We start from the raw sequence: 25,356 nt of genomic DNA on the forward strand, positions 1-25,356 counted from the left end.
AAATTATCGGGCGGGAGAGGCGCAATGCTCTAGCGATTTTGCCCCGACGCCCCGAAGCGGTACTTCAGCAGCGAATATATGGCGATCGGATTGGTCAGCAGGTAACGTTTTCCAAGACGCTTCGGCTCAAGCATCGCCCGGTAGAGCCATTCCAGCCCCATATCCTGCATCCATTGCGGCGCCCGGCTGTTCTTGCCGGCGAGAAAATCGAAAAGGCCGCCGCAGGTCTTGATGACAGCGATGCCGGAAAGCCTGTCCAGATTGCGCGAAACGAAACGCTGCTCCAGCGGTATGCCGAAACCAACCCAGAGAATATCTGTCCCGGATGCGGCGATATCGGCGAGGATCGCCTCTTCCTCGGCCCGGCTGAAATAGCCGTTGCGCCGCCCGGAAAAGACGAGGCGCGGATAAAGTCTCTGCATTTCCTCGACCGCCGCACGGTTCACCTCTTCGGAGCCGCCGAGGAAATAAAACCGGCTGCCCGTCTCTTCGGCGCGCTTCGCCACCGCATGGACGAGATCAGTCGTCGCGACTCGTTCCCTCAATGCCCTGGGGCAGAATTTGCGGGAGAAGATCACCAGCGACATGCCATCGGCGTGGATCTGGTCCGCCTGCCGCAGCATGGCGTCGAATTCCCGATCGTGATGGCAGAGCGCAATGACCTGGCCGTTTGCCGACGTCGAATAAAACGGTCTTGCACCGGCGGCGCGCGCCGTCGTCGCACGCAGGATGAAATCCCGCGCCGTTTCATCGATGGTCGCGTCAGTGATGGGTAACGCCGCAAGCGGAATAACCGGCCAGACCTGACCAGTCCCCTCCGCATCCGGCATCTCTCTCCCTGTCATGATCTGTCCGGTGTCCAATATAGGCATCGTTTCATTGTTATATTCACGCTTATGCATAGGGTATAAGGCTTCAAACACTACGAAGAACTATCATTAATATTTTTATAAATCCCCGTATGCCGCAGGCATTTTACACGCCTGAAGGTTGTGCGCCACATTTTCTGCCTATTCCGGTTTTCCAGCCGATGGGTTAAGGGACGCGGAAATCAAACCACGGAAGGGCTCCGGCCATGGAAACAATCTCGATCGACAATCGCGGCGATTTCGGCCTCTGGGCGATAGAACGGGCAAAAGAAATCGTGGCCAACGAGGCCTCCGATCTTGCGATTTCGGTTCGCGACGGTGACGAGGCCGGCATTCGCGATGCCGGCAATGCGCTGGGTGCTGCCATCGCCGCCGCCCTGCTCGAAGTTTATGACGGTCTTATCTCGGAAGAATAACTCGGCACGAGCCGCCTTACGGCTTAACGCGCCACGGCTTCCGCATGATCGTCCCGGCGCAGATAACCCCAGAGGCCGAGAGCCACGGCAATTCCGAGACCGAGGAACAGGCCCCCGACGCCACCGGCAATCAGGAAGGTCAGCTTGCCGGGCGGCCAGCTTCTGGAATTGGGTGCGACCGGCTGCGAAATCACCCGCACATTGGTGGAATCGATCGACTGCTGTTCGGCCAGCTGGCGCGAGCGGGTCAGATAGGTCTCGTAGATCGCCGCCGCCGAGCGGGCGTCGCGATCAAGATCACGCAGCCGCACCTGGGCGTCATTGTCGGTAAAGACATTGGCGCGTTCCGCCACGGCCTTCAGCCTCAGCGCATCCAGCGAGGAGCGCGCTTCGGCGACATTGATCTTGGCCGCCTGCAGGATGCGCCGCGCCTCGTCCGCCATGCCGCGTTCCAGCATCGCCCGCTCCGCACCCGCGGTTGCAAGACGCGGATGGCGGGCGCCATAGGTCAGCGTCATCGCGCCGATCTGCTGCTGCAGGGTACTATATTGGGCGCGGATGGTGTTCATGGTCTGGCTGTCGAAGATGGCGTCGCTCTGGGTGCGGTTCTGGGCAATCGCCGCCTCCATCTGCTTGAGACGCGATTCTTCCTGAATGAGGCGCTGCTGGGTCGCAAGCACCTGCGCATTCAGCTCGCCGGATGCGAGATTGCTGACGAGCTGGCCATTATTTTCCTGCAGGCCGTTCTCGCGACGGAAATCGGCCACGCGCTTTTCGGCGATGGTGACATTCTCGCGCATTTCCTCGAGCCGCTTCTTGAGATCGTCGACGACGCGCTGGCTGCTATCCGAGGTCGTCTGGAACAACTCGCTTTCGAAGGCCTTCACGATGGCCTTGGAAACCGTCACGGATTTTTCCGCATCATTGGTCCAGACCGAAAGCGTCACGACAAAGGAACGCGGATCGCGTTCCGCCGCCACCCTGTCGCCAAGCGAGCGAAGCGCACCGACCCGGTTGTCGCCATCGTCAGGCGCGGAAGAGAACATCGCCTTCAACCGGGCAAGCAGTGGTGGCGTTATGAATTCACGGTCCTGATCGAGCTTCAACTCGTCCACCACCCGCGCCAGCACGTTGCGTGAGGTGATGGTGCGCAGCTTGCTTTCCACCTCGAGGATCTGCGTGTCGCGCTGCTGGTTGGGTGAAAACACCCCGTCATTGACGACATTCAGATTGGAGGGATTAACGACGATATCCGTATAGGCCTTGTAGCGCGGCGGCGTCATATAGGCGTAGGTAAGTGCGCCGGCGACGCAGAGAATGATCGCCAGCACGACCCAGATGATGCCTTTGCGAAGCCAGAGGATGACGTCATCCACACCGATCCTGTCGATATATTTCAGACCGGGCAGCGCAGCCGCCAGACTGCCGCTCGGCGAAGTCGTCTTCACCGGCGTCTCGGCCGGAGCCGGCTCGGCAGCAGTCGCCGCCGGTTTCGGCTCAAGATGCTCCTTCAGCACCGTGCGCTCGAAAACCTCGTCCTCATCCACCAGATCGTCCAGCAGGGAACCATGGGGTTTCGCGGCGGGCGCCGTTTTTTCATCGAGCGGACGTGCCTGCTTATGTCCCGCCTTTTGAAGCCTGTACATCAGCCAATCCAACTCGAACGAACCACAAAAAAGGCCGGCAACACATGGTTCTCATCGTCGCCAGAGCCGCTATCGACAGACAAGTTTAAATATGACGGGTGAATTTTAGGTTACCCGCATTTGTTTGCACCATCATCGCCTATTCGCGGCCGCCATGAAAGGGATGATTGACTTGAATGGATCGATACGGTTCTTTCAACCGTTATATTTTTGCATTATCCATTTGACCCTCAAAAGATTTTATCGAAACGGAGTTTGGCATGAGCCTGAAATTTGGAACGAGCGGCCTTCGCGGCCTCTCTGTCGATCTGAAAGGAAAAGCCTCGGCCGTCTATGCCACGGCATTTGCAAGGCACCTTCTCACATCGGGTCAGGCAAAGGCGGGTGATCCCATTCTCGTCGGCCGCGATTTCCGCGATTCGAGCCCGGATGTTTCCGCCACCTGCATCGCTGCGCTGAAAAAAGCCGGCCTGACCCCGTTCGATTGCGGTGCGGTGCCGACACCAGCGCTGGCGCTTTATGGTCTTTCGCTGAAGGCGGCAGCGCTGATGATAACAGGCTCGCATATCCCGGCCGACCGCAACGGCATCAAGTTCTACCGCCCGGACGGCGAAATCGACAAGCAGGACGAGACGGCGATTGCCGCTCTCGCTGCTGAAATCGAGGCGGAGGGCGTAAGCGCCGAGGCGGCGACGGCGGAGGACCATTCCGCCATCGCAGCCGAACTATTCTACGAGCGCAACATCGCGCTGCTGCCTGAAAAAGTGCTCGCCGGCCTCAAGATCGGCGTTTATCAACACAGTACCGTGGCGCGCGATCTCTTTGTCGATGTGCTTGCCCACTATGGTGCGGATGTCGTTCCGCTCGGCCGCTCCGAAACCTTCATCCCCGTCGATACCGAAGCGGTTTCGCCGGAAACGCTGGCGCTTCTCAAAAAATGGTCGCCGGAGCACGGTCTCGACGCCATCGTTTCCGCAGACGGCGACGGCGACCGCCCGCTGCTGACCGATGAAAACGGCGTGCCGCTGCGCGGCGACCTCATCGGCCTGATCACCGCCAATTTCCTCGATGCCGGCGTGGTCGTCACCCCCGTGACCTCCAATTCGGGCATCGAGGCAAGCGGCTCCTTCGAGGTCATCCGCACCAAAGTCGGCTCGCCTTTCGTCATCGCCGGCATGACTGAGGCGCTCGCCGCCGGCAGGAACGGCGTCATGGGTTTTGAAGCCAATGGCGGCCTGCTGACGGCCTCGGCCTTCACACTCAACGGCAGGCCGCTTTCACCATTACCGACGCGGGACAGCTTCCTGCCGATCCTCGCCGTGCTGCTTCTCTCGGCCGAACAGAAAAAGCCGCTGTCGCAGATCGCCGCCGCCTATAATCTGCCGGTGGCCGCCGCCGACCGTCTTGAAAATTTCGCCCAGGAAAAAAGCGCCGCCCTGATGACGCATCTGCGCGCCTCGCGGACCAATCTCGACGCCTTCCTCGCCCCGGTCGGCTCCGTCAAAGCGCTGAGCGACATTGACGGCCTGCGCGTGGCGCTCACCGACGGCAGCACCATCCACTTCCGCCCTTCCGGAAATGCTCCGGAAATGCGCTGCTACGTCGAGGCCGCCAATCAGGATGAGGCCGAAACGCTTCTGAACAAGGGGCTCGATCTCATCCGTAATTTCGGATGATGTTTTGCATGATGCCGGGCTTGCCCGGCATCTGTCCTCTTTGACCTGTCGCAAATGTCGCACCCCGCCAGTGCCCTGTTGCTCTTCCGGCTCTGCGGAGCGATAAGGACCGGAGGGCCACAAGAGGCGGATTATGAGCGGCGAGACCATTACCCTTTATGAAGCGATCGGTGGCGATGCGACCGTCAGGGCGCTCACCCGGCGCTTCTACGAATTGATGGATACCCTGCCGGAGGCAGCGCGCTGCCGCGCCATCCACCCTGCCGATCTCTCCGGCAGCGAGGCGAAGTTCTACGATTATCTGACGGGATATCTTGGCGGACCGCCCGTCTATGTCGAGAAACACGGCCATCCGATGTTGCGGCGACGCCATTTCGTCGCCCCCATCGGCCCCGCCGAGCGGGATGAATGGTTGCTCTGCTTCCGCCGCGCCATGGACGAAACCATCGAGAACGTGAAGCTGCGCGAGATCATCTGGACGCCGGTGGAACGGCTGGCCTTTCACATGCAGAACCAGGAGGCAGACAGCCAATGACCACGCAGAGCGCGACCATCGCAAGCGTTCCCCGTGAAAGATTGCGGGCCTTCATTCTGTTGCTGGGCGGCCTGCTGGGCGCGGCCGGGGTCATGCTTGCAGCCGCAGCCACCCATACCGGCGAAACCTATATGCTCGGCAATGCCTCGGCGATGGCGCTGGCCCATGCGCCGGTTCTGGTGGCGCTGCATATCGGTGCGGGTCGCATCAGAACCGCCATTCCGGCGGGCCTGATCCTCGGCCTCGGCACGGCGATCTTTGTCGGCGATCTCGTTGTCAGGCATTTTTCCGGCCACAGCCTGTTTCCCTACGCTGCACCAACGGGCGGCCTCGGCATGATCGTCGGGTGGCTGGTACTCTGCGCGGGAGCGTTTCTGAAGCCGAAGGGCTAGCTTTCAGCCCTAACGCCGCTTCCAGCGAAACGATAGAATATTGCGGCCCTCTTCAGCCGCCGCGCCTATTTCGAAAGCCGGTGTTTCACCCGGCTGGCGGGTAAGCAGATGGGGAAAAATCACAACATTGCCGCCGCTTCTGGCAACGCGGTTGCGTCTCTCCCGTTCACCGACGATTTCATAGATGTCCGTCAGGACGGGGTCGCCGGCCTGCTCGGCCATCTTGTGCAGTTCCACACGGCAGGCTTCTGCTACCGCGGGATCTTCATCGTGGAAATTACTGCGCTCGTCGCTCATCGCTGGAGGTCCGTTCATTCATCGTCTGCAGCGCCCGCTCCAGACTGGATTTGCTGCCATTGCGCAGCGGAATGAACGTCTTGCCGAATTTCTTGCAACCCGACTTCACCCGCAGACACGCATCGTGGCTGATACAGTCGATCGGGCAGAAAACGCAGTCGACGGAGGGAAGGACGGTATCGATGCGGGAGACGGCCTCGCGCAGGCCGCCATCATGATGAATGAGTTCCGCACCGAAATTGCTGGCGATCTGGCGAAGATGCGCAACCTGACAGTCACGGCCGCCGACATAAAGAAAGCTTTTCGGCCCGGAAAGCTGCTGTTCGGCCACGTCCTTTTCGGTCTGTGGCGCGCCCTTGCCCTGCTTGCCGCCGCGTTCGGCCTTCTTCTTTTCCTTGCGTGCCATTCCCTCACCTGCCGGTTGATTTTTCAATGCCCCGGACGTTCGGGATGCCGGCACCATAATAAAGATGAGTTTTGGAGTAAAGTATAAAGGTGATAATTTTCCTCATGTTTTGACATAAAGAATCGATCACATATTCGCGAGAACGGTCCCGTTCAGCCGTTTATCCGCAATCCGCCCATGAAAAGCTGCTCCAGATGCCGGGCCGCATCTTCGAAACGGCCTTCGCCACCATTCTTGTCACCCAGCACCGCCCGCACCTGCACGTCGAAATCCGCATAATGCTGGGTGGTCGACCAGATCGAGAAAATCAGGTGGTAGGGATCACATTTGGCCATCCGTCCGGCCTTCACCCAGGCGCGGATGACCTCGGCCTTCTCATCCACCAGTTGTTTCAGCGGTCCTTTCAGCTCGTCCTCAATATGCGGCGCGCCCTGCAGGATCTCATTGGCGAACAGGCGGCTCTCACGCGGAAAATCGCGCGACATTTCCAGTTTGCGGCGAATATAGGAGCGGATCTCGCTTTCGGGATTGCCCTTGGCGTCGAAAGCCCTGAGCGGGTCAAGCCATGTATCCAGCACCCGCTCGATCAGCGCGCGATGCATCGCCTCCTTGGTGCGGAAATAATAAAGCACGTTCGGTTTCGACATGCCGGCGGCCTCGGCAATCTGGTCGATGGTGGAGCCGCGAAACCCGTTCGTGGAAAAAACACTGAGCGCGGCTTCAAGAATCGCTTCCTGCTTTTCTTCCTGAATGCGGGTCCGCTTCTGTGTTTTCGCTGCTCGCGGTATGGCCATTCTCAGCTCTCTGTTTCTTTTCAATGCAATTGCCGCTACAGTATGATTAAAAAATAATCGCCGCGTACAGTTTAGGCAAAATTAGTGCGATTCGTCACGAAAATCCCTTGCTGACGCCATGGCGAATTTGCAATGTTTACCAGCCGGTCAATTTATCCCCCATCGCCATCACAAGGCAATGGCTGTTATCTTAACCGGCAAAAAAGGGAACGGCACAAGCTTTGCTTCGATAAAAAACAAAACAGGTGAGGACGACACTGCATGACGGCGGGTAAAAACTTGACGGTCAATGGCGACCGTCTGTGGGACAGTCTGATGGACATGGCGAAAATCGGCCCCGGCATCGCCGGCGGCAATAATCGCCGCACGCTGACGGATGAGGATGCGGAAGGCCGCCGCCTGTTCCAGCGCTGGTGCGAGGCGGCGGGCCTGACGATGGGCGTCGACCGCATGGGAACCATGTTCGCCACGCGCCCCGGTGAGGACCCGGAGGCTTTGCCGGTCTATATCGGCAGCCATCTCGACACCCAGCCGACCGGCGGCAAGTTCGACGGCGTGCTCGGCGTGCTGGCCGGGCTGGAAGTGGTGCGCAGCCTGAACGATCTGAACATCAAGACCAAACACCCGATCGTCGTCACCAACTGGTCCAATGAGGAAGGCGCGCGCTTCGCGCCCGCCATGCTGGCCTCCGGCGTCTTTGCCGGCATTCACGATCTCGATTACGCCTATAGCCGCACCGATACCGACGGCAAGACCTATGGCAACGAACTGAAACGCATCGGCTGGCTGGGCGAAGAAGAGGTGGGCGCACGCAGGATGCACGCCTATTTCGAATATCATATTGAACAGGGGCCTATCCTCGAAGCGGAAGGCAAACAGATCGGTGTCGTCACCCATGGTCAGGGCCTGTGGTGGCTGGAAGTTACGTTGACCGGCAAGGAGGCGCATACCGGCTCGACGCCGATGGCGATGCGCGTCAATGCCGGCCTAGCTGCCGCCCGCATCCTCGAAAAGGTGCAGGAAGTGGCGATGGCCCACCAGCCGGGCGCTGTCGCCGGCGTCGGCCAGATGATCTTCACGCCCAATTCCCGCAACGTGCTGCCCGGCAAGGTGGTCTTCACCATCGACCTCAGAACGCCCTCACAGACGAAACTCGACAGCATGCGCGCCATCTTCGAACGCGAGGTGCCCGCAATCGCCGAAGAACTCGGCGTCGGCTGCTCGATCGAAGCCATCGGCCATTTCGATCCCGTCACTTTCGACGCCGTTCTGGTCGGCCGCGTGCGCGCCGCCGCCGAAAGACTGGGCTACAGCCACATGGATATCATCTCCGGCGCCGGCCACGATGCCTGCTGGACGGCAAGGGTCGCCCCCTCCACCATGATCTTCTGCCCCTGCGTGGACGGGCTTTCCCACAATGAGGCCGAGGAAATTTCACCGGAATGGGCAGCCGCCGGCTGCGATGTGCTGCTGCATGCGGTGCTGGAGACTGCGGAGATCGTGCAATGATCGTACCCACGATGGCAAGCCCCCTCATCCGGCCCTTCGGGCCACCTTCTCCCCGGCGGGGAGAAGAAACGCGCGGCAATGTTTTCGCCACCACCACCGACGTCATAAAAACCTGCAACGGTGTCTCCCATTTCTTCTCCCCGCCGGGGAGAAGGTGGCCCGAAGGGTCGGATGAGGGGGCAAGCATCATGGCCGATCACACCGGCAAAAAAGCATCGAAACGCCATTCCGGCAAAACCCCGCAAGCCCGTAAACTCCGCCGCGAGGAAACCGATGCGGAATACCGCCTCTGGTACGAACTGAAAAATCGAGGACTCAACGGCTTCAAATTCAGCCGGCAAGTTCCTCTTGGCCATTACATCGCGGATTTCGTCTGCCGCGAGAAAATGCTGATCGTCGAGCTGGACGGATCGCAACACGCCTCTTCCACACATGATCGGCAGCGGACGCTATGGCTGAATAAACAGGGCTATTCGGTGCTGCGGTTCTGGAACCATGAGGTTTTTGAAGAGCGTTCCTCTATGCTCAATACCATCCTGGCCGTCCTGAACGCCGAGACTTTCCTGCCCGATCATCCCGACCGTTATTCGCCAGTCCTCGTTACCGGGAACATCCACCAATGACCGCCACCATCATCAAGAACGGCATCATCGTCACCGCCGACCTCACCTACAAGGCCGATGTGAAGATCGAAGGCGGCAGGATCACCGAGATCGGGCCCGATCTGACCGGCGGCACGGTGCTCGATGCCACGGGATGTTACGTCATGCCCGGCGGCATCGATCCGCATGTGCATCTGGAAATGCCCTTCATGGGCACCTATTCCGCCGATGATTTCGAGAGCGGCACGCGGGCGGCCCTTGCCGGCGGCACAACCATGGTGGTGGATTTCTGCCTGCCCGAGCCCGGCCAGTCGCTTCTGGACGCGCTGGCGCGATGGGACAACAAGGCGACCCGCGCCAATTGCGATTACTCCTTCCACATGGCCGTCACCTGGTGGGGCGAACAGGTCTTCGACGAAATGAAGACGGTGGTCCGGGAAAAGGGCATAAACTCCTTCAAACACTTCATGGCCTATAAAGGCGCGCTGATGGTGAATGACGACGAGATGTTCGCCTCGTTCTCGCGCTGCGCCGAGCTTGGCGCCATTCCTTTCGTGCATGCGGAGAACGGCGATATCGTCGCACAGATGCAGGAAAAGCTGATGGCGGAAGGCAATGTCGGACCGGAGGCGCATGCCTATTCCCGCCCGCCCTCGGTGGAGGGCGAGGCCACCAACCGCGCCATCATCATTGCCGATATGGCCGGTGCGCCGCTTTATGTCGTCCACACATCCTGTGAGCAGGCGCATGAAGCGATCCGCCGCGCCCGCCAGAACGGCATGCGGGTCTATGGCGAACCGCTGATCCAGCATCTGATCCTCGATGAAAGCGAATATGCCAACCCCGACTGGGATCACGCCGCCCGCCGCGTGATGTCGCCGCCCTTCCGCAACCGGCAGCATCAGGACAGCCTCTGGGCGGGTCTTGCTTCCGGTTCGCTGCAATGCGTGGCGACCGACCATTGCGCCTTCACCACCGAGCAGAAACGCTTCGGCCTCGGCGATTTCCGCAAGATACCGAACGGCACCGGCGGGCTGGAAGATCGCATGCCGCTGCTCTGGACCCATGGCGTAACCACCGGCCGCCTGACGATGAACGAATTCGTCGCCGTCACCTCCACCAACATCGCCAAGATCCTCAACATCTATCCGAAAAAGGGCGCTATCCTCGTCGGCAGCGATGCGGATATAGTCGTCTGGGATCCGCAGCTGGAAAAGACCATCAGCGCGGCAAGCCAGCAATCGGCCATCGATTACAACGTATTCGAAGGGCGGAAGGTCAAAGGCCTGCCGCGCTACACCCTGTCGCGCGGCCTCGTCAGCATCGAGGAGGCCACCATCGAAACACAGCCGGGCCACGGCCAGTTCATTGCCCGCGACGCTTATCCAGCCGTCAGCCGGGCGCTTTCCACCTGGAAGGAACTCGTTTCGCCGCGCAAGGTGGAACGCGCAGGCATTCCGGCATCGGGTGTATGACCGTGAACACTGAGCCGAAACGCGAAATCGTCATCGCCGCAGCCGTTCTCCTCAACGAGCGGCGGCAGATGCTTGTCGTGCGCAAGCGCGGCACCACGCAGTTCATGCAGCCGGGCGGCAAGATCGATCCTGGCGAAACGCCGGAACAGGCGCTTCACCGCGAACTTGCCGAGGAAATCGGCCTGATGCTTCCCGAAAATGCCGTGCGTTACGAGGGCGTCTTTCGCGAGGAAGCCGCCAATGAAACCGGCGCCGATGTCGTCGCCCATACCTTCATCGCAAGGCTCTATACCGATGTCACGCCACAGGCGGAGATAGAGGAAGTGCGCTGGCTCGATCTCGACCGCCACCCCGGCGTGACGATCGCCAGGCTTACGGAAACCCAAATGCTGCCGCTGGCGCGCGCGGCGCTCACGGAAAGCGACAATCAGCCAAGATGAACCAGGCCTCTCCCTATTCCGTCGTTTCCGCCAGAAAACTGGGCCTCACCTTCGAAACGGGGGATGGCCCGGTCCATGCATTGTCCGATGTCGATCTGGATGTGGGAAAGGGCGATTTCGTCTCCTTCATCGGCCCTTCCGGCTGCGGCAAGACCACTTTCCTGCGGGTCATCGCCGATCTTGAAAAACACACGTCAGGAGAAATCACCGTCAACGGCACGACACCGGAAAACGCCCGCAAGGACCGCTCCTATGGCTATGTCTTTCAGGCCGCCGCGCTTTATCCCTGGCGCAGCATCGAAAAAAACATCGCCCTGCCGCTTGAAATCATGGGTTACAGCAAGGCGGAACAGCGCGAGCGCATCGACCGCACGCTCGATCTCGTCAACCTCAGCGGTTTCGGCAAGAAATACCCCTGGCAGCTCTCGGGCGGCATGCAGCAGCGCGCCTCCATCGCCCGCGCGCTCGCCTTCGATGCCGACCTGCTGCTGATGGACGAGCCTTTCGGGGCGCTGGATGAGATCGTCCGCGATCACCTGAACGAACAGCTGCTGAAGCTGTGGGACAGGACCGGCAAGACCATCTGTTTCGTCACCCACTCCATTCCCGAAGCGGTCTATCTCTCGACGAAAATCGTCGTCATGTCGCCTCGGCCGGGGAGAGTGACTGACGTGATCGAATCCACCCTGCCGCGGGAAAGGCCGCTGGAGATCAGGGAGACGCCGGAGTTTCTGGCGATTGCGCACCGCGTGCGTGAAGGGTTGAAGGCGGGGCATGGCTATGAGGGGTGAGGTCAGCGCCAGCATTACCCCCCTCTGCCCTGCCGGGCATCTCCCCCTCAAGGGGGGAGATCGGCAGGAGGCGCGATCACCGCTTCATTCGCAAACATTGAGATGGTTGAGACCCAACCGCGAGTCGATCTCCCCCCTTGAGGGGGAGATGCCCGGCAGGGCAGAGGGGGGTAAGCCGCACCCACGGAGTAAGCGTAAATCCCACCCACAGAGGGCTCCCCAATGACCCTCCTCCGCCACCGCATCCTCCCCATCCTCACCGTCCTCCTCGCCATCCTCATCCTCTGGCACCTCGCCGTCATCTACCTCAACATGCCCTTCGCCCGCGACCAGGCCACCCGCGCCGGTCAAACGCCAAGCTTCTCCGAACTCCTGCCGCAAACCTTCGCGCAGGAGCGTCCGGTCCTTCCCGCCCCGCACCAGATCGTCGCGGAACTCTGGGACACCACCGTCAACAAGGCCATCACCTCCAAGCGCAGCCTGATCTACCACGCCGGCGTCACGCTCTCCGCCACCCTGCTGGGTTTCGCCATCGGCGCTGTCCTCGGCATCCTCTTGGCCGTCGCGATCATTCATAACCGCGCCATGGACCGCTCCGTCATGCCGTGGATCATCGCCAGCCAGACCATCCCGATCCTCGCCATCGCGCCGATGATCATCGTCGTCCTGAATTCCATCGGCATTTCCGGGCTTTTGCCCAAGGCGCTGATCTCCACCTACCTTTCCTTCTTCCCCATCGTCGTCGGCATGGTGAAGGGCCTCCGAAGCCCGGAAACCCTCCAGCTGGACCTGATGCACACCTATAATGCCTCACCGGCGCAGATCTTCTGGAAGCTGCGCTGGCCCTCGGCGCTGCCCTATCTCTTCACCTCGCTGAAGATCGCCATCGCCATTGCGCTGGTCGGCGCCATCGTCGGCGAATTACCGACCGGGGCTGTCGCCGGGCTCGGCGCGCGCCTGCTTTCCGGCTCCTATTACGGCCAGACGGTGCAGATATGGGCGGCGCTGTTCATGGCAGCCGGCGTCGCGGCCCTGCTGGTGTCGATCATCGGCATCGCCCACGCAGCCGTCCTCAAGAGAATGGGAGCCCGGCCATGACGAATCCCTTCTGGTTTTTTGGCGCGATCCTGTTCTGGCTTGCCGCCTGGGCCTTCAACGAATGGCTGGTGCGCCACAGCTTCTCGTCACCGGCGGCAAAGCGCATGAGCCGCATGGCAGTGCCACTCCTCTTCGGGCTGGCCATTCTCGCCTTGTGGGAAGGCGTGGTGCGCGGTTTTGCCGTGCCGCCAATCCTCTTGCCGGCACCGAGCGCCATTCTTGCCCGCCTTCTCACATCCCTGCCGATCCTCTGGGCCGATTTCCGCCAGACCTTCCTCAAATCGGTGCTGACAGGCTATGTGCTCGGCTGCGGTCTTGGCTTCATCGTCGCCATCCTCATCGACCGGTCTCCCTTCCTCCAGCGTGGGCTGCTGCCGATCGGCAATTTCGTCTCCGCTCTGCCTGTTGTCGGCATCGCGCCGATCATGGTCATGTGGTTCGGTTTCGACTGGCAGTCGAAAGTGGCCGTCGTCGTCATCATGACTTTCTTCCCGATGCTGGTGAACACGGTTCAGGGACTTGCCGCTTCCAGCCACATGGAACGCGACCTGATGCGCACCTATGCCGCCGGCTGGGGGCAGACGTTGATAAAACTGCGCCTGCCCGCCGCCTGGCCTTTCATCTTCAACGCGCTGAAGATCAATTCCACGCTGGCGCTGATCGGCGCCATCGTCGCGGAATTTTTCGGCACGCCGATCGTCGGCATGGGTTTCCGCATCTCGGCGGAAATGGGCCGCAGCAATGTCGATATGGTCTGGGCCGAAATCGCCGTCGCGGCGCTTGCTGGTTCAGGCTTTTACGGTCTGGTGGCGCTCGCGGAGCGGGCCGTCACCTTCTGGCATCCGTCCGTCCGTGGGGGACGAACGTAAATAACGAAAAAGGGAACAGCGATGAAAATGAAACTTGCATCCATGCTTCTTGCCGGCGCGTCACTTCTGACGGCGGTGAGCGCCGAGGCCGCCGACAAGATCACCCTGCAGCTGAAATGGGTGACCCAGGCGCAATTTGCCGGTTATTACGTCGCCAAGGACAAGGGTTTCTATGAAGCAGAGGGCCTCGATGTCGATATCAAGCCCGGCGGCCCTGATATTGCGCCGGCGCAGGTTCTGGCCGGCGGCGGCGCGGATGTCATCGTTGACTGGATGCCCTCGGCACTTGCCACCCGCGAAAAGGGTGTTCCGCTCGTCAACATCGCCCAGCCGTTCAAATCGTCAGGCATGATGCTGACCTGCCTGAAAGAAACCGGCATTACCAAGCCGGAAGATTTCAAGGGCAAGACGCTCGGCGTCTGGTTCTTCGGCAACGAATACCCGTTCCTGTCGTGGATGGCGCACCTGAAAATCCCGACCACCGGCAGTGCGGATGGCGTCACGGTTTTGAAGCAGGGCTTCAACGTCGATCCGCTGCTGCAAAAGCAGGCCGCCTGCATTTCCACCATGACCTATAATGAATATTGGCAGGTCATCGATGCCGGCATCAAGCCGGAGGAACTCGTCACCTTCAAATACGAGGCGGAAGGCGTGGCAACGCTGGAGGACGGGCTTTACGTTCTCGAAGACAAGCTCAAGGACGCCAAGTTCAAGGAAGACATGGTCAAATTTGTCCGCGCTTCCATGAAGGGCTGGAAATGGGCGGAAGAAAACCCTGACGATGCCGCCGATATCGTTCTCGAAAACGACGCCTCCGGCGCCCAGACCGAAAAGCACCAGAAGCGCATGATGGGCGAAGTCGCCAAGCTGACGGCCGGCTCGAAAGGCGCGCTGGACAAGGCGGATTACGAGCGCACCGTCAAGACGCTGCTCGGCGGCGGCTCCGATCCTGTCATCACCAAGGAGCCGACAGGCGCCTACACCACCGAAATCACCGATGCGGCGCTGAAGTAGTCGAATTTACCCTGGATGCATGGAACGCGCGGCACCGTCCGCGCGTTTTTTTCACTGGTAACCCTTTTGATGAATTGCAATATCCCGACCTATACAAAAATGTATACCAACCATCGCGGCTATGCGGATTGATTTGTACGACAACAAGAATTACAGTCCCGCCCACAAGACTGCCAAATTTGATCTTGTAAAGAAAGCACTCGGCAAAGGTGCTTGAGATTCGCGTTGAGGGGCGTTTGAATCGGGAGGATCGAAAAGGAAGTATTGTGATCCCTTGTTTCACATTCGCTATCGCATGACCTTCTAATATACGCCGCAAGGCTGCAGGACATGCGATCGAATATTGCGCGAGCCAAGACACATGCAGCATAAATTCACGTTTAACCGCTTTGTATTCCTTCTTCTTTCCGCAACGGCGCTCCCCCTTTCCGCAGCAGCCGAGGGAGAGGCGCAGGCACCGGTCAAACAGCAGAACCTGCCTTCCATCGTCGTCGCACATGCCGCAAAACGCGATCTCGTGGACCGTATCATCGCGACAGGCACGATCCGCCCCGTGGACGAAATCTACGTCCAGCCGCTGGTCGATGGCCTGTCGATCGACACGCTGAACGTTGATATCGGCGACAGGGTGGAAGCGAATGCGGTTCTGGCCGTGCTTTCTTCCGACAGCCTCATCCTGCAGAAAAGCCAGCTGGAAGCCAACAAGGCAAAGGCAGAAGCTGCCGTCGCCCAGGCCAAGGCGCAGGTGCTGGAAGCCGAAGCGAGCGCGAGCGACGCGAACCGCCAGCGCGACCGCGCCGCAAAGCTCGGCCAGAGCGGCTCCGGTTCGGTTTCGCAGGTGGAACAGACCCAGGCACAGGCCGAAGTGGCCGCCGCCAAGCTCAACGCCGCCCGCCAGGCCGTCTCCGCCGGCGAAGCCGACATCAAGGTGGTTGACGCCCAGATCGCCGACATTGATCTGAAGCTGACGCGCACCGGTGTAAAAACCCCGGTCACCGGTATCGTCTCGGCCAAGAACGCCAAGGTCGGCGCGATTGCCAGCGGCGCCGGAAACCCGCTTTTCACCGTCATCAAGGACGGCGCGATCGAACTCGTCGCCGATCTGTCCGAGACCGATATCCAGAAGGTGAAGGTCGGCCAGAAAGCTTATTTGACGGTTGCCGGCGGAGCTGAGAAAATAGAGGGCAAGGTGCGCCTCGTTTCGCCCACCGTCGATCCGACGACGCGCCTCGGTTCCGTGCATGTCGTTCTGCCCGAAAACAGCCCGGCGCGCTCGGGCATGTATGCCAGCGCGGCGATCATCGTCGAGGAGACGAATGCGCTCGCTTTGCCGCTGTCGGCCGTCACCTCCGGGCGCGAAGGCTCGACCACCCGCAAGGTGGAAGGCGATATCGTCAAGCAGGTGAAGATCGAGACCGGCATTGAAGACGGCGGTTTTATCGAGATTGTCAGCGGTCTTGCTGCTGGAGACAAGGTTGTCGAGAAAGCTGGAGCATTCGTGCGTGATGGTGACCGGATAAGACCGGTGGAAGCCCCTGCGGCTGTGTCCAACTGACTGAGGGAATGAAATGAACTTCTCCGCATGGTCAATCCGTAACCCGATTGCGCCGCTGCTTGGCTTCGCGCTTTTGATGATCCTCGGCATGCAGGCGTTCAACACCCTGCCGATCACCCGTTTTCCGAACATCGACGTTCCCGTCGTGGCCGTCACCGTGACCCAGAGCGGCGCTTCGCCCTCCGAGCTGGAAATGCAGGTGACGAAGGAGATCGAGGATGCCGTCGCCGCCATCAGCGGCGTCGACGAAATCCAGTCCACCGTGGTCGACGGCCAGTCGACGACGACAGTTGTCTTCCGCATCGAAAAGCCGACGGAAGAAGCGGTTCAGGACACCAAGGACGCCATCGACAAGATCCGCAGCGATCTGCCTTCCGATATCGAAGTGCCCGTCGTCAGCAAGATCGACGTCGAGGGACAGGCGATCCAGACCTTTGCCGTCTCCTCACCGAACATGACGCTGGAAGAACTGTCCTGGTTTGTGGATGACACGATCAAACGCTCGCTGCAGGGCCAGTCCGGCATCGGCAAGGTCGACCGCTATGGCGGCGCCGACCGCGAGGTGCGCGTTTCGCTGAGCCCCGAAAAGCTCGACGCCTATGGCATCACCGCAACCGAGGTGAACAGCCAGCTGCGCGGCACCAATATCGACCTCGGCTCCGGCCGCGGCCAGGTCGGTGGCAACGAGCAGACCATCCGCACGCTCGGCGACACACGCGATGTGAGCCAGCTTGCCAACACCACGATTGCGCTTTCCAACGGCCGTTTCGTCAAGCTTTCCGAGCTCGGCACGGTCACAGACACCTATGAGGAGCAGAAGTCCTTCTCGCGGTTCAACGGCAACCCCGCCGTCACCTTCGCGGTGTTCCGCTCCAAGGGCGCCAGCGAGGTCTCGGTCGCCGAAACCGTGGCGGCAAGCCTCGATCAGGTGCGCAAGAACCATCCTGATGTCTCGATCGAAATGGTCGATGACGCCGTCTATTTCACCTATGGCAACTACAAGGCGGCGCTCGACACGCTGATCGAAGGCGCTATCCTCGCCGTCATCGTGGTCCTGCTCTTCCTCCGCAACTGGCGCGCAACCCTGATTGCCGCCGTGGCGCTGCCGCTCTCCGCGATCCCGACCTTCTGGATCATGGATATCATGGGCTTCTCGCTCAACCTCGTCAGCTTCCTCGCGCTCACGCTCGCCACGGGTATTCTCGTGGACGACGCCATCGTGGAAATCGAGAACATTGCCCGCCACATCAAGATGGGCAAGACGCCCTATCGCGCGGCACTGGAAGCGGCGGACGAAATCGGCCTCGCCGTCATCGCCACCAGCTTCACCATCATCGCCGTCTTCGTGCCTGTCTCGTTCATGCCCGGCATTCCCGGCCAGTACTTCATCCAGTTCGGTCTGACGGTCGCCTTCTCGGTATTCTTCTCGCTCGCGGTCGCCCGTCTCATCACGCCGCTGATGGCGGCCTATCTGATGCGCGCCGAAGACGCGATGGACGATCACCACGATAATGACAGCCGGCTGATGAAGGCCTATACGCGCATGGTGACCGCCACCACCCGCAAATGGTGGGCGCGGTATCTGACGCTGCTCGGCGCGATCGCGTTTCTCGTCGCCTCCGTCATGCTGTTGAGCCAGGTACCCGGCAGCTTCCTGCCGCCGGACGACGCCTCACGCGTGACACTTTCGGTGGAACTGCCGCCCAATGCGACGCTTGACGAGACAGATCGGACGACGACGCAGATCTATCACGCGCTGCGGGACATCAACGGCGTGGAAAGCGTCTTCATCCTTGGCGGCGCGTCGCCCAAGGGGGACCTGGAGCTTCGCCGCGCCACCGTTAACGTCATTCTGCAGCATATCGACCATTCGCTGCTCAAGCTGGTGGTCAACAAGGGGCTCGGCTCCATTCCGCTCATCGGCCAATATCTGCCGAAGGTGGAGGAAAAGGGCCGCGTACGTCCGCAATGGGATGTGGAACGGGATATTTTCGCGCAGGTTCGCGGCATTCCGGATGTCCGCATCATCAAGCTGAACGACCGTGCGGAACGCGAACTCTCCTTCAACTTCCTCTCCACCAATGAGAAGGACCTGAACGACGCCGTCGGCATTCTCGAAAGCCGCCTGCGCGCCTCGCCCATCCTTGCCAATGTCAGCTCGGAAGGTGCATTGCCCCGCCCCGAACTGCAGATCCGCCCGCGCAAGGACGAAATCGCCCGCCTCGGCATCACGCCGCAGCAGATTTCGCAGACGGTGCGTGTCGCCACCATCGGTGACATCGACGCCCAGCTGACGAAGATTTCGCTTGATGACCGGCAGATCCCGATCCGCGTGCAGGCCTCGCTCGATACACGTCGCGATCTCGCCACCATCCGCGCGCTGAAGATCAAGACCGCCTCCGGGTCGCTGGTGCCGCTCTACAGCGTTGCCGATATCGACTATTCGGAAGGTCCAAGCTCGATCAAGCGCAACGACCGCAACCGCGTGGTCTCCATCGGCTCCGACGTCCCGTTCGGCACGGCGCTGGATACCTCGACGGCTGAGTTCAAGCGCATCGTCTCGGAAACCGACCTGCCGGCAAGTGTTCGCCTTGCCGAAAGCGGCGACGCCAAGGTGCAGGGCGAAATGCAGCAGGGCTTCGTAAACGCCATGCTGCTTGGCCTGATGCTGGTGCTGGTCGTGCTCATCCTGCTGTTCAAGGATGTCATCCAGCCCTTCACCATCCTGTTCTCGCTGCCGCTTGCCATCGGCGGCGTGGCCGTCGCACTCATCATCACGCAGAACGCGCTCTCCATGCCCGTTCTCATCGGCATCCTGATGCTGATGGGCATCGTGACGAAGAACGCCATCCTGCTGGTGGATTTCGCCATCGAAATGCGCCGACACGGCATGGAACGGGTGCATGCCATGGTGGAGGCCGGCCGCAAGCGCGCCCGCCCGATCATCATGACCTCCATCGCCATGTCCGCGGGCATGTTGCCCTCGGCGCTCGGCGTCGGCGAAGGCGGTTCGTTCCGCGCGCCGATGGCGATTGCGGTGATCGGCGGCATCATCGTTTCGACGGTGCTGTCCCTGATCGTGGTCCCGGCCTTCTTCCTGATCATGGACGACCTGTCGCGCCTGCTCGCCCACCTCTTCGGCCGCTTCGTCGGCAAGAAGGAAGAGGAGGAAGAAGCGCTCTCTAACGAGAAACTCTCGGAGATCGCCCGCGAAAACAGCCTCGCTCTCTCTTCGCTGGAGGCACGGGTGGCCGGCATGGAAAAGGGCAGCGGCGACAAGGCCGGTGACAAGGGCAGCAATATATTGCGGTTGCCGCCGCTTGCTGCGGAGTGAAGTTTGCAGCGTAACGATTGAGACGCCGGGCCATGTGCCCGGCGTTTCTTTTTGGGTGGACGTTTAAGGACAAAGCGCCGCCTCTTGTTTCTTCTCGCCGAGGGGGAGAAGGTGGCCCGAAGGGTCGGATGAGTGGGCAAGCTCTCCGGACATCGCTACCCTTGCCCCCTCATCCCGCTGCCGCGGACTTCTCCCGGCGGGGAGAAGAAATATGTGGCACTCGCCCGCTCCATATTCCTCCTCACATTCTTGAGCAGGAATGGTCTCGCAGCATTCCCGCTGTCCCAAATGACAACTCAAATCCTGTTTGATCGAAATCAATTCGCTTTCCAGGTGAACTGCTAATCTCCCTCGCATCGGGAATTGCCGGTCGAGGGATAATGCGATGAGTTCTGTGCAGATAGGCGTGAGGGAGAAGGAACTTCCCCGGTTTCGTATCGCTTCGGACAGCCCGGCAAAAGGTTTGAGCGGGAGCCGAATGGACGTGAACAAGACCGTGAAGCTGAGCAACAGGGACAGGAACATTCTGCTGCGCGCGCCCTTGATCGGGATAGCGGATGATGCAGCGGCGCTGAAGCTGATGGAAGCGGCGACCATCACCAATGTGAATGCCCGCCATGTGCTCTTCAAGGAAGGCGAAGCCGCGCAGCATTTCTACTGCGTGCTGTCGGGTTACATCAGGCTTTACCGGCTGGACAGGCACGGGCGCGAGGCGGATGTGCGCGTCAGCGGCCCCGGCGATACCTTCAACGAATGCCTGATTTTCGGCAGCGATACCTATCGTTACAGCGCGCAGGCGGCGGAAAGCTGCACCGTGGCGCGGTTCGAACTCACAAGAATCCGCAGCCTGATCGATCAGGAACCGGCAATCGCCAAGGCCGTCATGCGCTGCCTGTCCAACAGCCTGCTGGCCAGCATGGACTGCATCGCCAATGACCGGTTGCAGACAGCGCCGCAGCGTGTCGCCCATTACCTCATCAATCAGGGACCGCGCGACGCCACATCCTTTTCGCTGCGGCTGCCGTTCCAGAAAAGCCTGCTTGCCGGCAAGCTTGGCCTTGCACCGGAAGCACTCTCACGCGCCTTCTCGGCACTGAAGAAAGCTGGCGTCACCGTGCGCGGCCGCATCGTGCAGGTCAATGATGTTGCGGCGCTGAAGCAGATCTGAAGACACCGGGAGAGGACGAAGGGCGGGATGCCTTAGGGTATTCCGCCCTTCTGCATGTCCGAAATCGAAAAATCAGTCCGGCTGCGACACAAAGCGGAAGCTGTCACCCTGCCGCTCGACACGGAAAAATCCACCGAGATGACCGCCGGAAACCAGCCAGCCGTGATCGGCGGCCTCGGCCAGCGCCTCAAGGCGTGTTTGGTAAGCAAGCGCAGAATCGATATCGTAGACGAAACCGACACCGGGATCCTTCACCTGCAAGTCGCTCACATGCAGAACATCGCCCCATAATAACAGCCGCTCATCACCATTGCCGATCAGGTACCCGGCATGTCCCGGTGTATGGCCGGGCATGGCGATGGCTTCCACGTCCTCGGCAATCCTGCCTGTCGGGATCGGCCGCAACATCGGGCCACAAATGTCGAGCAGCCGCGCGGCAAGATCGAAGCCGCCCTGCCGGGCCGGCGGCAGGGTCTTGCGCGCCTCCGCACTGCTGAAAAATCCGAGATCGGCCTCGGGCACCCAGATATCGGCATTGGGAAAATAAGGCCGGTCGCCATCGATGAGGCCAAGCGCATGATCGCCATGAATATGGGTGAGGATGACACGCCCTACATCGGCCGGCTGAATACCGGCGGCTACCATCGCCGCGCGGGCATGGCCATAGGCAGCACCCCAGGCGGTGCCGCAACCGGCATCGATCAGCCAGATGCCGTCAGGCCCGGACAATGCGAAGCAGTTGACGTCCATATCCACCGTTTCGCCCTGATGGCCGGCAAGGGCAGCGGCCAGCGCTTCGGCACCCTGACGGTGGATGAGATGGCCGACCGGCGCCTTGTAGACACCGTCGACAAAACGGGAAACCTCGTAAGCGCCGAAACGGCGGGATATTGCCATATTTCAGAGACCGCCCTGCTCTTTCAGGAAACCGACGATGCGCTCCACGCCATCGCCGCGTTTCATATCGGTGAAGACGAAAGGCATGGCGTTGCGCATGCGGGTCGCATCGCTGTCCATGACGGTCAGATCGGCCCCGACATAGGGCGCTAGGTCCTTCTTGTTGATGACCAGCAGGTCCGAGCGGGTGATGCCCGGCCCGCCCTTGCGCGGAATTTCCTCGCCCTGACAGACGGAGATGACATAGATGGTGATATCGGCAAGGTCGGGCGAAAAGGTCGCGGCGAGATTGTCGCCGCCGGATTCGATGAAGACCACGTCGAGATCGGGAAAGCGCGCATTAAGCCCGGCAATCGCCTGCAGATTGATCGTCGCATCCTCGCGGATGGCCGTATGCGGGCAACCGCCCGTTTCAACGCCGACGATACGCTCGGAAGGCAGCGCCTGCATGCGCACCAGCGCCTCCGCATCTTCCTTGGTATAGATATCGTTGGTGACGACGGCGACGGAATAATCGGCGCTCATCGCCTTGCAGAGCTTTTCCGTCAGCGCCGTCTTGCCCGAACCGACTGGCCCGCCAATACCGACGCGCAGCGGGCCATTGCCCGATTTCATGCCCGATTTCACCGCTCTGTTCCCTTCGATATGCTTTGGTATTATTTCACCATAGTCCGCCAGCCGGACGCTTCAAGATATGCAAGGATCGTGCCGCTTGTTTCTTCTCCCCGCCTGGGAGAAGAAACTCGTGGCACCCGCTCGCTCGTCAGGACCGGAAAAGCCGGGTGCCCTGCGTTTCATGCCGCATGGCCGCCGTGTCAGCGATGATCGTCGCACTGCCGAGATCGTCGAGCGTGGACTGCATCGCCCGCGCCGCCATCTCCGCGATGATCGCTTCACTTGCAGCCAGAATGGCGACGCCATCCTTCTGTCCCGCGACCCCGAGGCGGATGCCCGCCGACACGATCTGCGAGACGCCGGCATGCAAAAAGGCGGCAATCGTGTCCCTGAGCGGCACCGCATGACCGGCGGCGACTGCCCCGACAGCGATGGGATAGGGAACGTCTTTGGGCAACACGTCCAGAACCGCATGCGGCCAGGCACCGGCGGCGGCAACGAAGGCATCGCCCAGAAGCACCGTCTCGCGGTATCGCTCCGCCGAACCGGCCAGCGCCCGCGCCAGATCGGCCGTTTCGCTCAAGACGGCGGCGTCCTCGGCATTGCGCCAGGCATGTGCCAGAAACACCGCATCGTTCCAAAGGCTGCCGCAGCGCAGAAGCGTTTCGAGCCAGTCGCGCAGAGCCGCTGCATCCCCGACGCGCCGATCCTCCACCGCCTTTTCAAGTCCACCGGAATAGGAAAAACCGCCAACCGGAAAGGCAGGCGACATCCAGGCCATGAGCCGCAGCAGCGCGGCAACGCCGCGATCTTCGCTCACGGCTCAGCCGTGATCGTGATGGTGGTGGCCGTGATCATGGCCGTGGGAATGCCCGCCATGGGCATGATAAGCGCCACGGGCCGGCTGGAAAGGCTCTTCGACATCACGCACGGTAGCGCCAAGACCTTCCAGCATGGCGCGGATGACGTGGTCACGCAGGATGAGAATACGCTCCTCCTCGATCTGCGCGGAAAGATGCCGGTTGCCCAGATGCCAGGCAAGCTCGATCAGGTGAAGGCGATCCTTCGCCTTGATTTCGAAGAGCTTTTCGTCAGCCGCGCGGACCTCGATCAGGTCGCCGTTTTCCACCACGAGAAGATCGCCATGGGCAAAAAGCACCGCTTCCTTCAGGTCCAGCATCACCATCTCGTCATTCTGCAGATGCAGCAGCTTGCGGCGAAGATGCCGCTGGTCATGCGCCAGAGTGACATAACCGGAAGGTTCGTCGGCAGGGGTTCCGGCCGGATGATAGGAGGTGACGCGCAGCATGGGATGATCCGTTTCAGAAACAGTCTTGGGGTCTGATTTTTGACGGATAGACGGGGGGATTTCAAGGCACGATTTAGGGACACATGGCCGCCAGAACGACAAAGCCCGGCATTGCTGCCGGGCCAAGCGTAAACCTTTCTCCGCCTTCGACGTCATCCTCGGGCTTGACCCGAGGATCCACGCCTCGGGCGCTTATGGATCCTCGCCTCAACGGCGAGGATGACGGAGGAGAGATTTTCGCCTCCTGCCGATAGCCCGAAGACACGACATCGCTGCCGGGCCTGCGCAAACCCACAATCAGGCCGCAGCGCGGCTCTTGAGGTTTTCCAGAATGTTCTGCGGCGCGGAAACGCCATAGGGGTCGGATTCGCAATTGTCCTGATAGCCCTCTTCCTCGAACCACTGCTCGACGACGCCATCATTGACGACGGCGGCGTAACGCCAGGAGCGCATGCCGAAACCGAGATTGTCCTTGGCGACCAGCATGCCCATCTTGCGGGTGAACTCGCCCGAGCCGTCAGGGATGACCTTGACGTTTTCGAGGTTCTGGCCCTTGGCCCAGGCATTCATGACGAAGGCGTCGTTGACCGACAGGCAATAGATTTCATCAACGCCGAGCGCCCGGAATTCCGGCGCCAGCTTTTCGAAATCGGGGAGCTGGTAGGTCGAGCATGTCGGCGTGAAAGCGCCGGGCAGCGAAAACAGAACGACCTTCTTGCCCTTGAAATAATCGTCGGAGGTCATGTCCTGCCAACGGAAGGGGTTCGGGCCACCAACGGCCTCATCACGAACGCGCGTGCGGAAGGTAACGGCGGGCACTTTTTTGCCGAGCATGTCTTGTCTCCTGTTCTGGCGTTTTACAGGGATCACTTGGGATCGATCCCTGCATAATTCTTTTGCCGTTTCCATAACGCAAGACGCGCTGCGGTGCAGCATAAAAATAGGCTTTGTCAGAGGAAAACCACGGCTTGCGAGGATCAATCATGCAGCGCCACCGACCAGCGCAGAAACGGCGGCAATGGTGTCCACCAGCCGGTGCGAATGCCGGCCTCACGCAACATGGCAGCCGACCATGTATTGCAGCCGACAAGGGCGTTGAACCGGCCATTCGCCTCGAAAAACGCATCCGTCAGGCCATAAGCGACGCCCGGTATCAGCCGCACCTTGCCATTGTCGCGCGAAAAGCTGGCGCGAATGGCCGCCACGAGGCGCTGATATCCGGCTTCGGAAATGCGAAGGCGCTTTACCCCGGCAAGATCGGCGGGAAAATCTCCCGTCACATCCACATGCATCACCGACTGGTCAAGCGTCAGCGAGCGCAAGACCGGCATGGGCTTCAGATCGGCCCAGGTGGGTGTCTCGGTATAAAACGACCGGCCGCCCCAGCCGAACACCAGATAAGCGGCCGCCGGGTGGTTGACGGCAATGCCGTCCTCCTGCAATTCGGAAAAGACCCGCCGCAGATCGTCATCGATCGGCAACGCAATATCGGTGTGGATCGGGTTGGATAACAGCAGGATTTCGCGGTCTTTCACGCCCCCGCTCACCTCATCGGCGAAAAACGGGCGCGGCAGGACAGTACCGAGCAGAAGGAGCAGGAGGAGCAGCAGCATGCCGCCGCCGATCCACCTTGTGATAAATCTCACCAT

At 60.7% G+C, this 25,356-nt stretch carries 25 protein-coding genes and 1 pseudogene; 15 read left to right on the forward strand and 11 right to left on the reverse strand.

What is annotated here, in order from left to right; genetic code table 11:
* Window positions 1-29: 29 nt before the first annotated feature.
* On the reverse strand, window positions 30-830 hold the full coding sequence (uppL, locus tag AC5I5B_RS04375) for a polysaccharide biosynthesis UDP-hexose transferase UppL (protein ID WP_111834154.1): 801 nt from the start codon (window positions 828-830) through the stop codon (window positions 30-32).
* Window positions 831-1,075: 245 nt separating this feature from the next.
* On the opposite strand from uppL, the gene AC5I5B_RS04380 reads away from it, so the two are divergent.
* Window positions 1,076-1,285: a hypothetical protein gene (locus AC5I5B_RS04380; RefSeq protein ID WP_003509414.1), complete on the forward strand. Its 210-nt coding sequence runs from the start codon at window positions 1,076-1,078 to the stop codon at window positions 1,283-1,285.
* Between the two features lie 23 nt (window positions 1,286-1,308).
* Here AC5I5B_RS04380 and uppM read toward each other — a convergent pair whose 3' ends face one another.
* Window positions 1,309-2,931: a polysaccharide biosynthesis protein UppM gene (gene uppM / locus AC5I5B_RS04385; RefSeq protein ID WP_162695499.1), complete on the reverse strand. Its 1,623-nt coding sequence runs from the start codon at window positions 2,929-2,931 to the stop codon at window positions 1,309-1,311.
* 260 nt (window positions 2,932-3,191) lie between these two features.
* Here uppM and uppO point away from each other — a divergent pair, with 260 nt between their 5' ends.
* The 3 genes from uppO (at window position 3,192) to AC5I5B_RS04400 (ending at window position 5,534) form a co-directional block, all read left to right on the forward strand.
* A complete protein-coding gene (gene uppO, locus AC5I5B_RS04390; protein ID WP_174054492.1) occupies window positions 3,192-4,607 on the forward strand; it encodes a polysaccharide biosynthesis phosphomannomutase UppO in 1,416 nt (471 codons plus the stop codon).
* Window positions 4,608-4,740: 133 nt separating this feature from the next.
* Window positions 4,741-5,142 (forward strand): globin domain-containing protein, encoded by a 402-nt coding sequence (locus AC5I5B_RS04395; protein ID WP_060725227.1) that lies wholly within the window; start codon window positions 4,741-4,743, stop codon window positions 5,140-5,142.
* Window positions 5,139-5,534 carry a DUF423 domain-containing protein gene (locus AC5I5B_RS04400; RefSeq protein ID WP_060725228.1) on the forward strand — a complete coding sequence of 132 codons (396 nt, stop codon included), beginning with the start codon at window positions 5,139-5,141 and terminating at the stop codon, window positions 5,532-5,534. The genes AC5I5B_RS04395 and AC5I5B_RS04400 overlap by 4 nt, the downstream gene beginning before the upstream one ends.
* A 9-nt stretch (window positions 5,535-5,543) precedes the next feature.
* Here the strand turns inward: AC5I5B_RS04400 and AC5I5B_RS04405 are convergent, their stop codons facing one another.
* The 3 genes and pseudogenes from AC5I5B_RS04405 to rutR all read right to left on the reverse strand — a co-directional run bounded on the left by AC5I5B_RS04405 (window position 5,544) and on the right by rutR (window position 7,031).
* A complete protein-coding gene (locus AC5I5B_RS04405; RefSeq protein WP_111834101.1) occupies window positions 5,544-5,831 on the reverse strand; it encodes a hypothetical protein in 288 nt (95 codons plus the stop codon).
* Window positions 5,812-6,135 (reverse strand): annotated as a pseudogene (locus tag AC5I5B_RS04410) (DUF2325 domain-containing protein); the annotation flags it as partial. The pseudogene AC5I5B_RS04410 and the gene AC5I5B_RS04405, both read right to left, overlap by 20 nt.
* A 254-nt stretch (window positions 6,136-6,389) precedes the next feature.
* Complete coding sequence (gene rutR, locus AC5I5B_RS04415; protein ID WP_003509395.1) at window positions 6,390-7,031, reverse strand: HTH-type transcriptional regulator RutR; 642 nt, start codon at window positions 7,029-7,031, stop codon at window positions 6,390-6,392.
* Window positions 7,032-7,292: 261 nt separating this feature from the next.
* Here rutR and AC5I5B_RS04420 point away from each other — a divergent pair, with 261 nt between their 5' ends.
* The 11 genes from AC5I5B_RS04420 to AC5I5B_RS04470 all read left to right on the forward strand — a co-directional run bounded on the left by AC5I5B_RS04420 (window position 7,293) and on the right by AC5I5B_RS04470 (window position 20,886).
* Window positions 7,293-8,540: a Zn-dependent hydrolase gene (locus tag AC5I5B_RS04420; protein WP_495752372.1), complete on the forward strand. Its 1,248-nt coding sequence runs from the start codon at window positions 7,293-7,295 to the stop codon at window positions 8,538-8,540.
* Window positions 8,537-9,163: an endonuclease domain-containing protein gene (locus AC5I5B_RS04425; protein ID WP_245364689.1), complete on the forward strand. Its 627-nt coding sequence runs from the start codon at window positions 8,537-8,539 to the stop codon at window positions 9,161-9,163. The genes AC5I5B_RS04420 and AC5I5B_RS04425 overlap by 4 nt, the downstream gene beginning before the upstream one ends.
* A complete protein-coding gene (gene hydA, locus AC5I5B_RS04430) occupies window positions 9,160-10,617 on the forward strand; it encodes a dihydropyrimidinase (protein WP_060726797.1) in 1,458 nt (485 codons plus the stop codon). The genes AC5I5B_RS04425 and hydA overlap by 4 nt, the downstream gene beginning before the upstream one ends.
* The gene (locus AC5I5B_RS04435) at window positions 10,614-11,057 is read left to right on the forward strand and encodes an NUDIX hydrolase (protein ID WP_162695495.1); all 444 of its coding nucleotides are present in this window, start codon (window positions 10,614-10,616) and stop codon (window positions 11,055-11,057) included. The genes hydA and AC5I5B_RS04435 overlap by 4 nt, the downstream gene beginning before the upstream one ends.
* Entirely contained in the window at window positions 11,054-11,848 is a 795-nt protein-coding gene (locus tag AC5I5B_RS04440; RefSeq protein WP_112958708.1) for an ABC transporter ATP-binding protein, read from the forward strand. The genes AC5I5B_RS04435 and AC5I5B_RS04440 overlap by 4 nt, the downstream gene beginning before the upstream one ends.
* Before the next feature lie 222 nt (window positions 11,849-12,070).
* Window positions 12,071-12,946: an ABC transporter permease gene (locus tag AC5I5B_RS04445; RefSeq protein WP_003510111.1), complete on the forward strand. Its 876-nt coding sequence runs from the start codon at window positions 12,071-12,073 to the stop codon at window positions 12,944-12,946.
* Entirely contained in the window at window positions 12,943-13,815 is an 873-nt protein-coding gene (locus AC5I5B_RS04450) for an ABC transporter permease (protein WP_107675894.1), read from the forward strand. Before AC5I5B_RS04445 ends, AC5I5B_RS04450 begins: the two co-directional genes overlap by 4 nt.
* 21 nt (window positions 13,816-13,836) lie before the next feature.
* Entirely contained in the window at window positions 13,837-14,829 is a 993-nt protein-coding gene (locus AC5I5B_RS04455; protein ID WP_060725234.1) for an ABC transporter substrate-binding protein, read from the forward strand.
* Window positions 14,830-15,190: 361 nt separating this feature from the next.
* Entirely contained in the window at window positions 15,191-16,384 is a 1,194-nt protein-coding gene (locus AC5I5B_RS04460; RefSeq protein ID WP_111784205.1) for an efflux RND transporter periplasmic adaptor subunit, read from the forward strand.
* 13 nt (window positions 16,385-16,397) lie between these two features.
* The gene (locus AC5I5B_RS04465) at window positions 16,398-19,718 is read left to right on the forward strand and encodes an efflux RND transporter permease subunit (protein ID WP_060725235.1); all 3,321 of its coding nucleotides are present in this window, start codon (window positions 16,398-16,400) and stop codon (window positions 19,716-19,718) included.
* Between the two features lie 478 nt (window positions 19,719-20,196).
* Window positions 20,197-20,886: a Crp/Fnr family transcriptional regulator gene (locus AC5I5B_RS04470; RefSeq protein WP_111834098.1), complete on the forward strand. Its 690-nt coding sequence runs from the start codon at window positions 20,197-20,199 to the stop codon at window positions 20,884-20,886.
* 72 nt (window positions 20,887-20,958) lie between these two features.
* Here the strand turns inward: AC5I5B_RS04470 and aidB are convergent, their stop codons facing one another.
* From aidB to AC5I5B_RS04500, 6 genes are all read right to left on the reverse strand, one after another.
* A complete protein-coding gene (aidB, locus tag AC5I5B_RS04475) occupies window positions 20,959-21,783 on the reverse strand; it encodes an AidB family quorum-quenching N-acyl homoserine lactonase (protein WP_111794464.1) in 825 nt (274 codons plus the stop codon).
* A 3-nt stretch (window positions 21,784-21,786) separates the two neighbouring features.
* Window positions 21,787-22,398 (reverse strand): urease accessory protein UreG, encoded by a 612-nt coding sequence (gene ureG / locus AC5I5B_RS04480; RefSeq protein ID WP_020813394.1) that lies wholly within the window; start codon window positions 22,396-22,398, stop codon window positions 21,787-21,789.
* Window positions 22,399-22,546: 148 nt separating this feature from the next.
* Window positions 22,547-23,218 carry an urease accessory protein UreF gene (locus AC5I5B_RS04485; RefSeq protein ID WP_020813393.1) on the reverse strand — a complete coding sequence of 224 codons (672 nt, stop codon included), beginning with the start codon at window positions 23,216-23,218 and terminating at the stop codon, window positions 22,547-22,549.
* Between the two features lie 3 nt (window positions 23,219-23,221).
* Window positions 23,222-23,707, reverse strand: coding sequence for an urease accessory protein UreE (gene ureE / locus AC5I5B_RS04490; protein WP_020011584.1), 486 nt, complete (start codon window positions 23,705-23,707; stop codon window positions 23,222-23,224).
* A gap of 297 nt (window positions 23,708-24,004) precedes the next feature.
* Complete coding sequence (locus AC5I5B_RS04495; RefSeq protein ID WP_003510133.1) at window positions 24,005-24,541, reverse strand: peroxiredoxin; 537 nt, start codon at window positions 24,539-24,541, stop codon at window positions 24,005-24,007.
* 143 nt (window positions 24,542-24,684) lie between these two features.
* Complete coding sequence (locus tag AC5I5B_RS04500; RefSeq protein ID WP_162695494.1) at window positions 24,685-25,356, reverse strand: TIGR02117 family protein; 672 nt, start codon at window positions 25,354-25,356, stop codon at window positions 24,685-24,687.

The organism is Agrobacterium sp. (assembly GCF_059499945.1).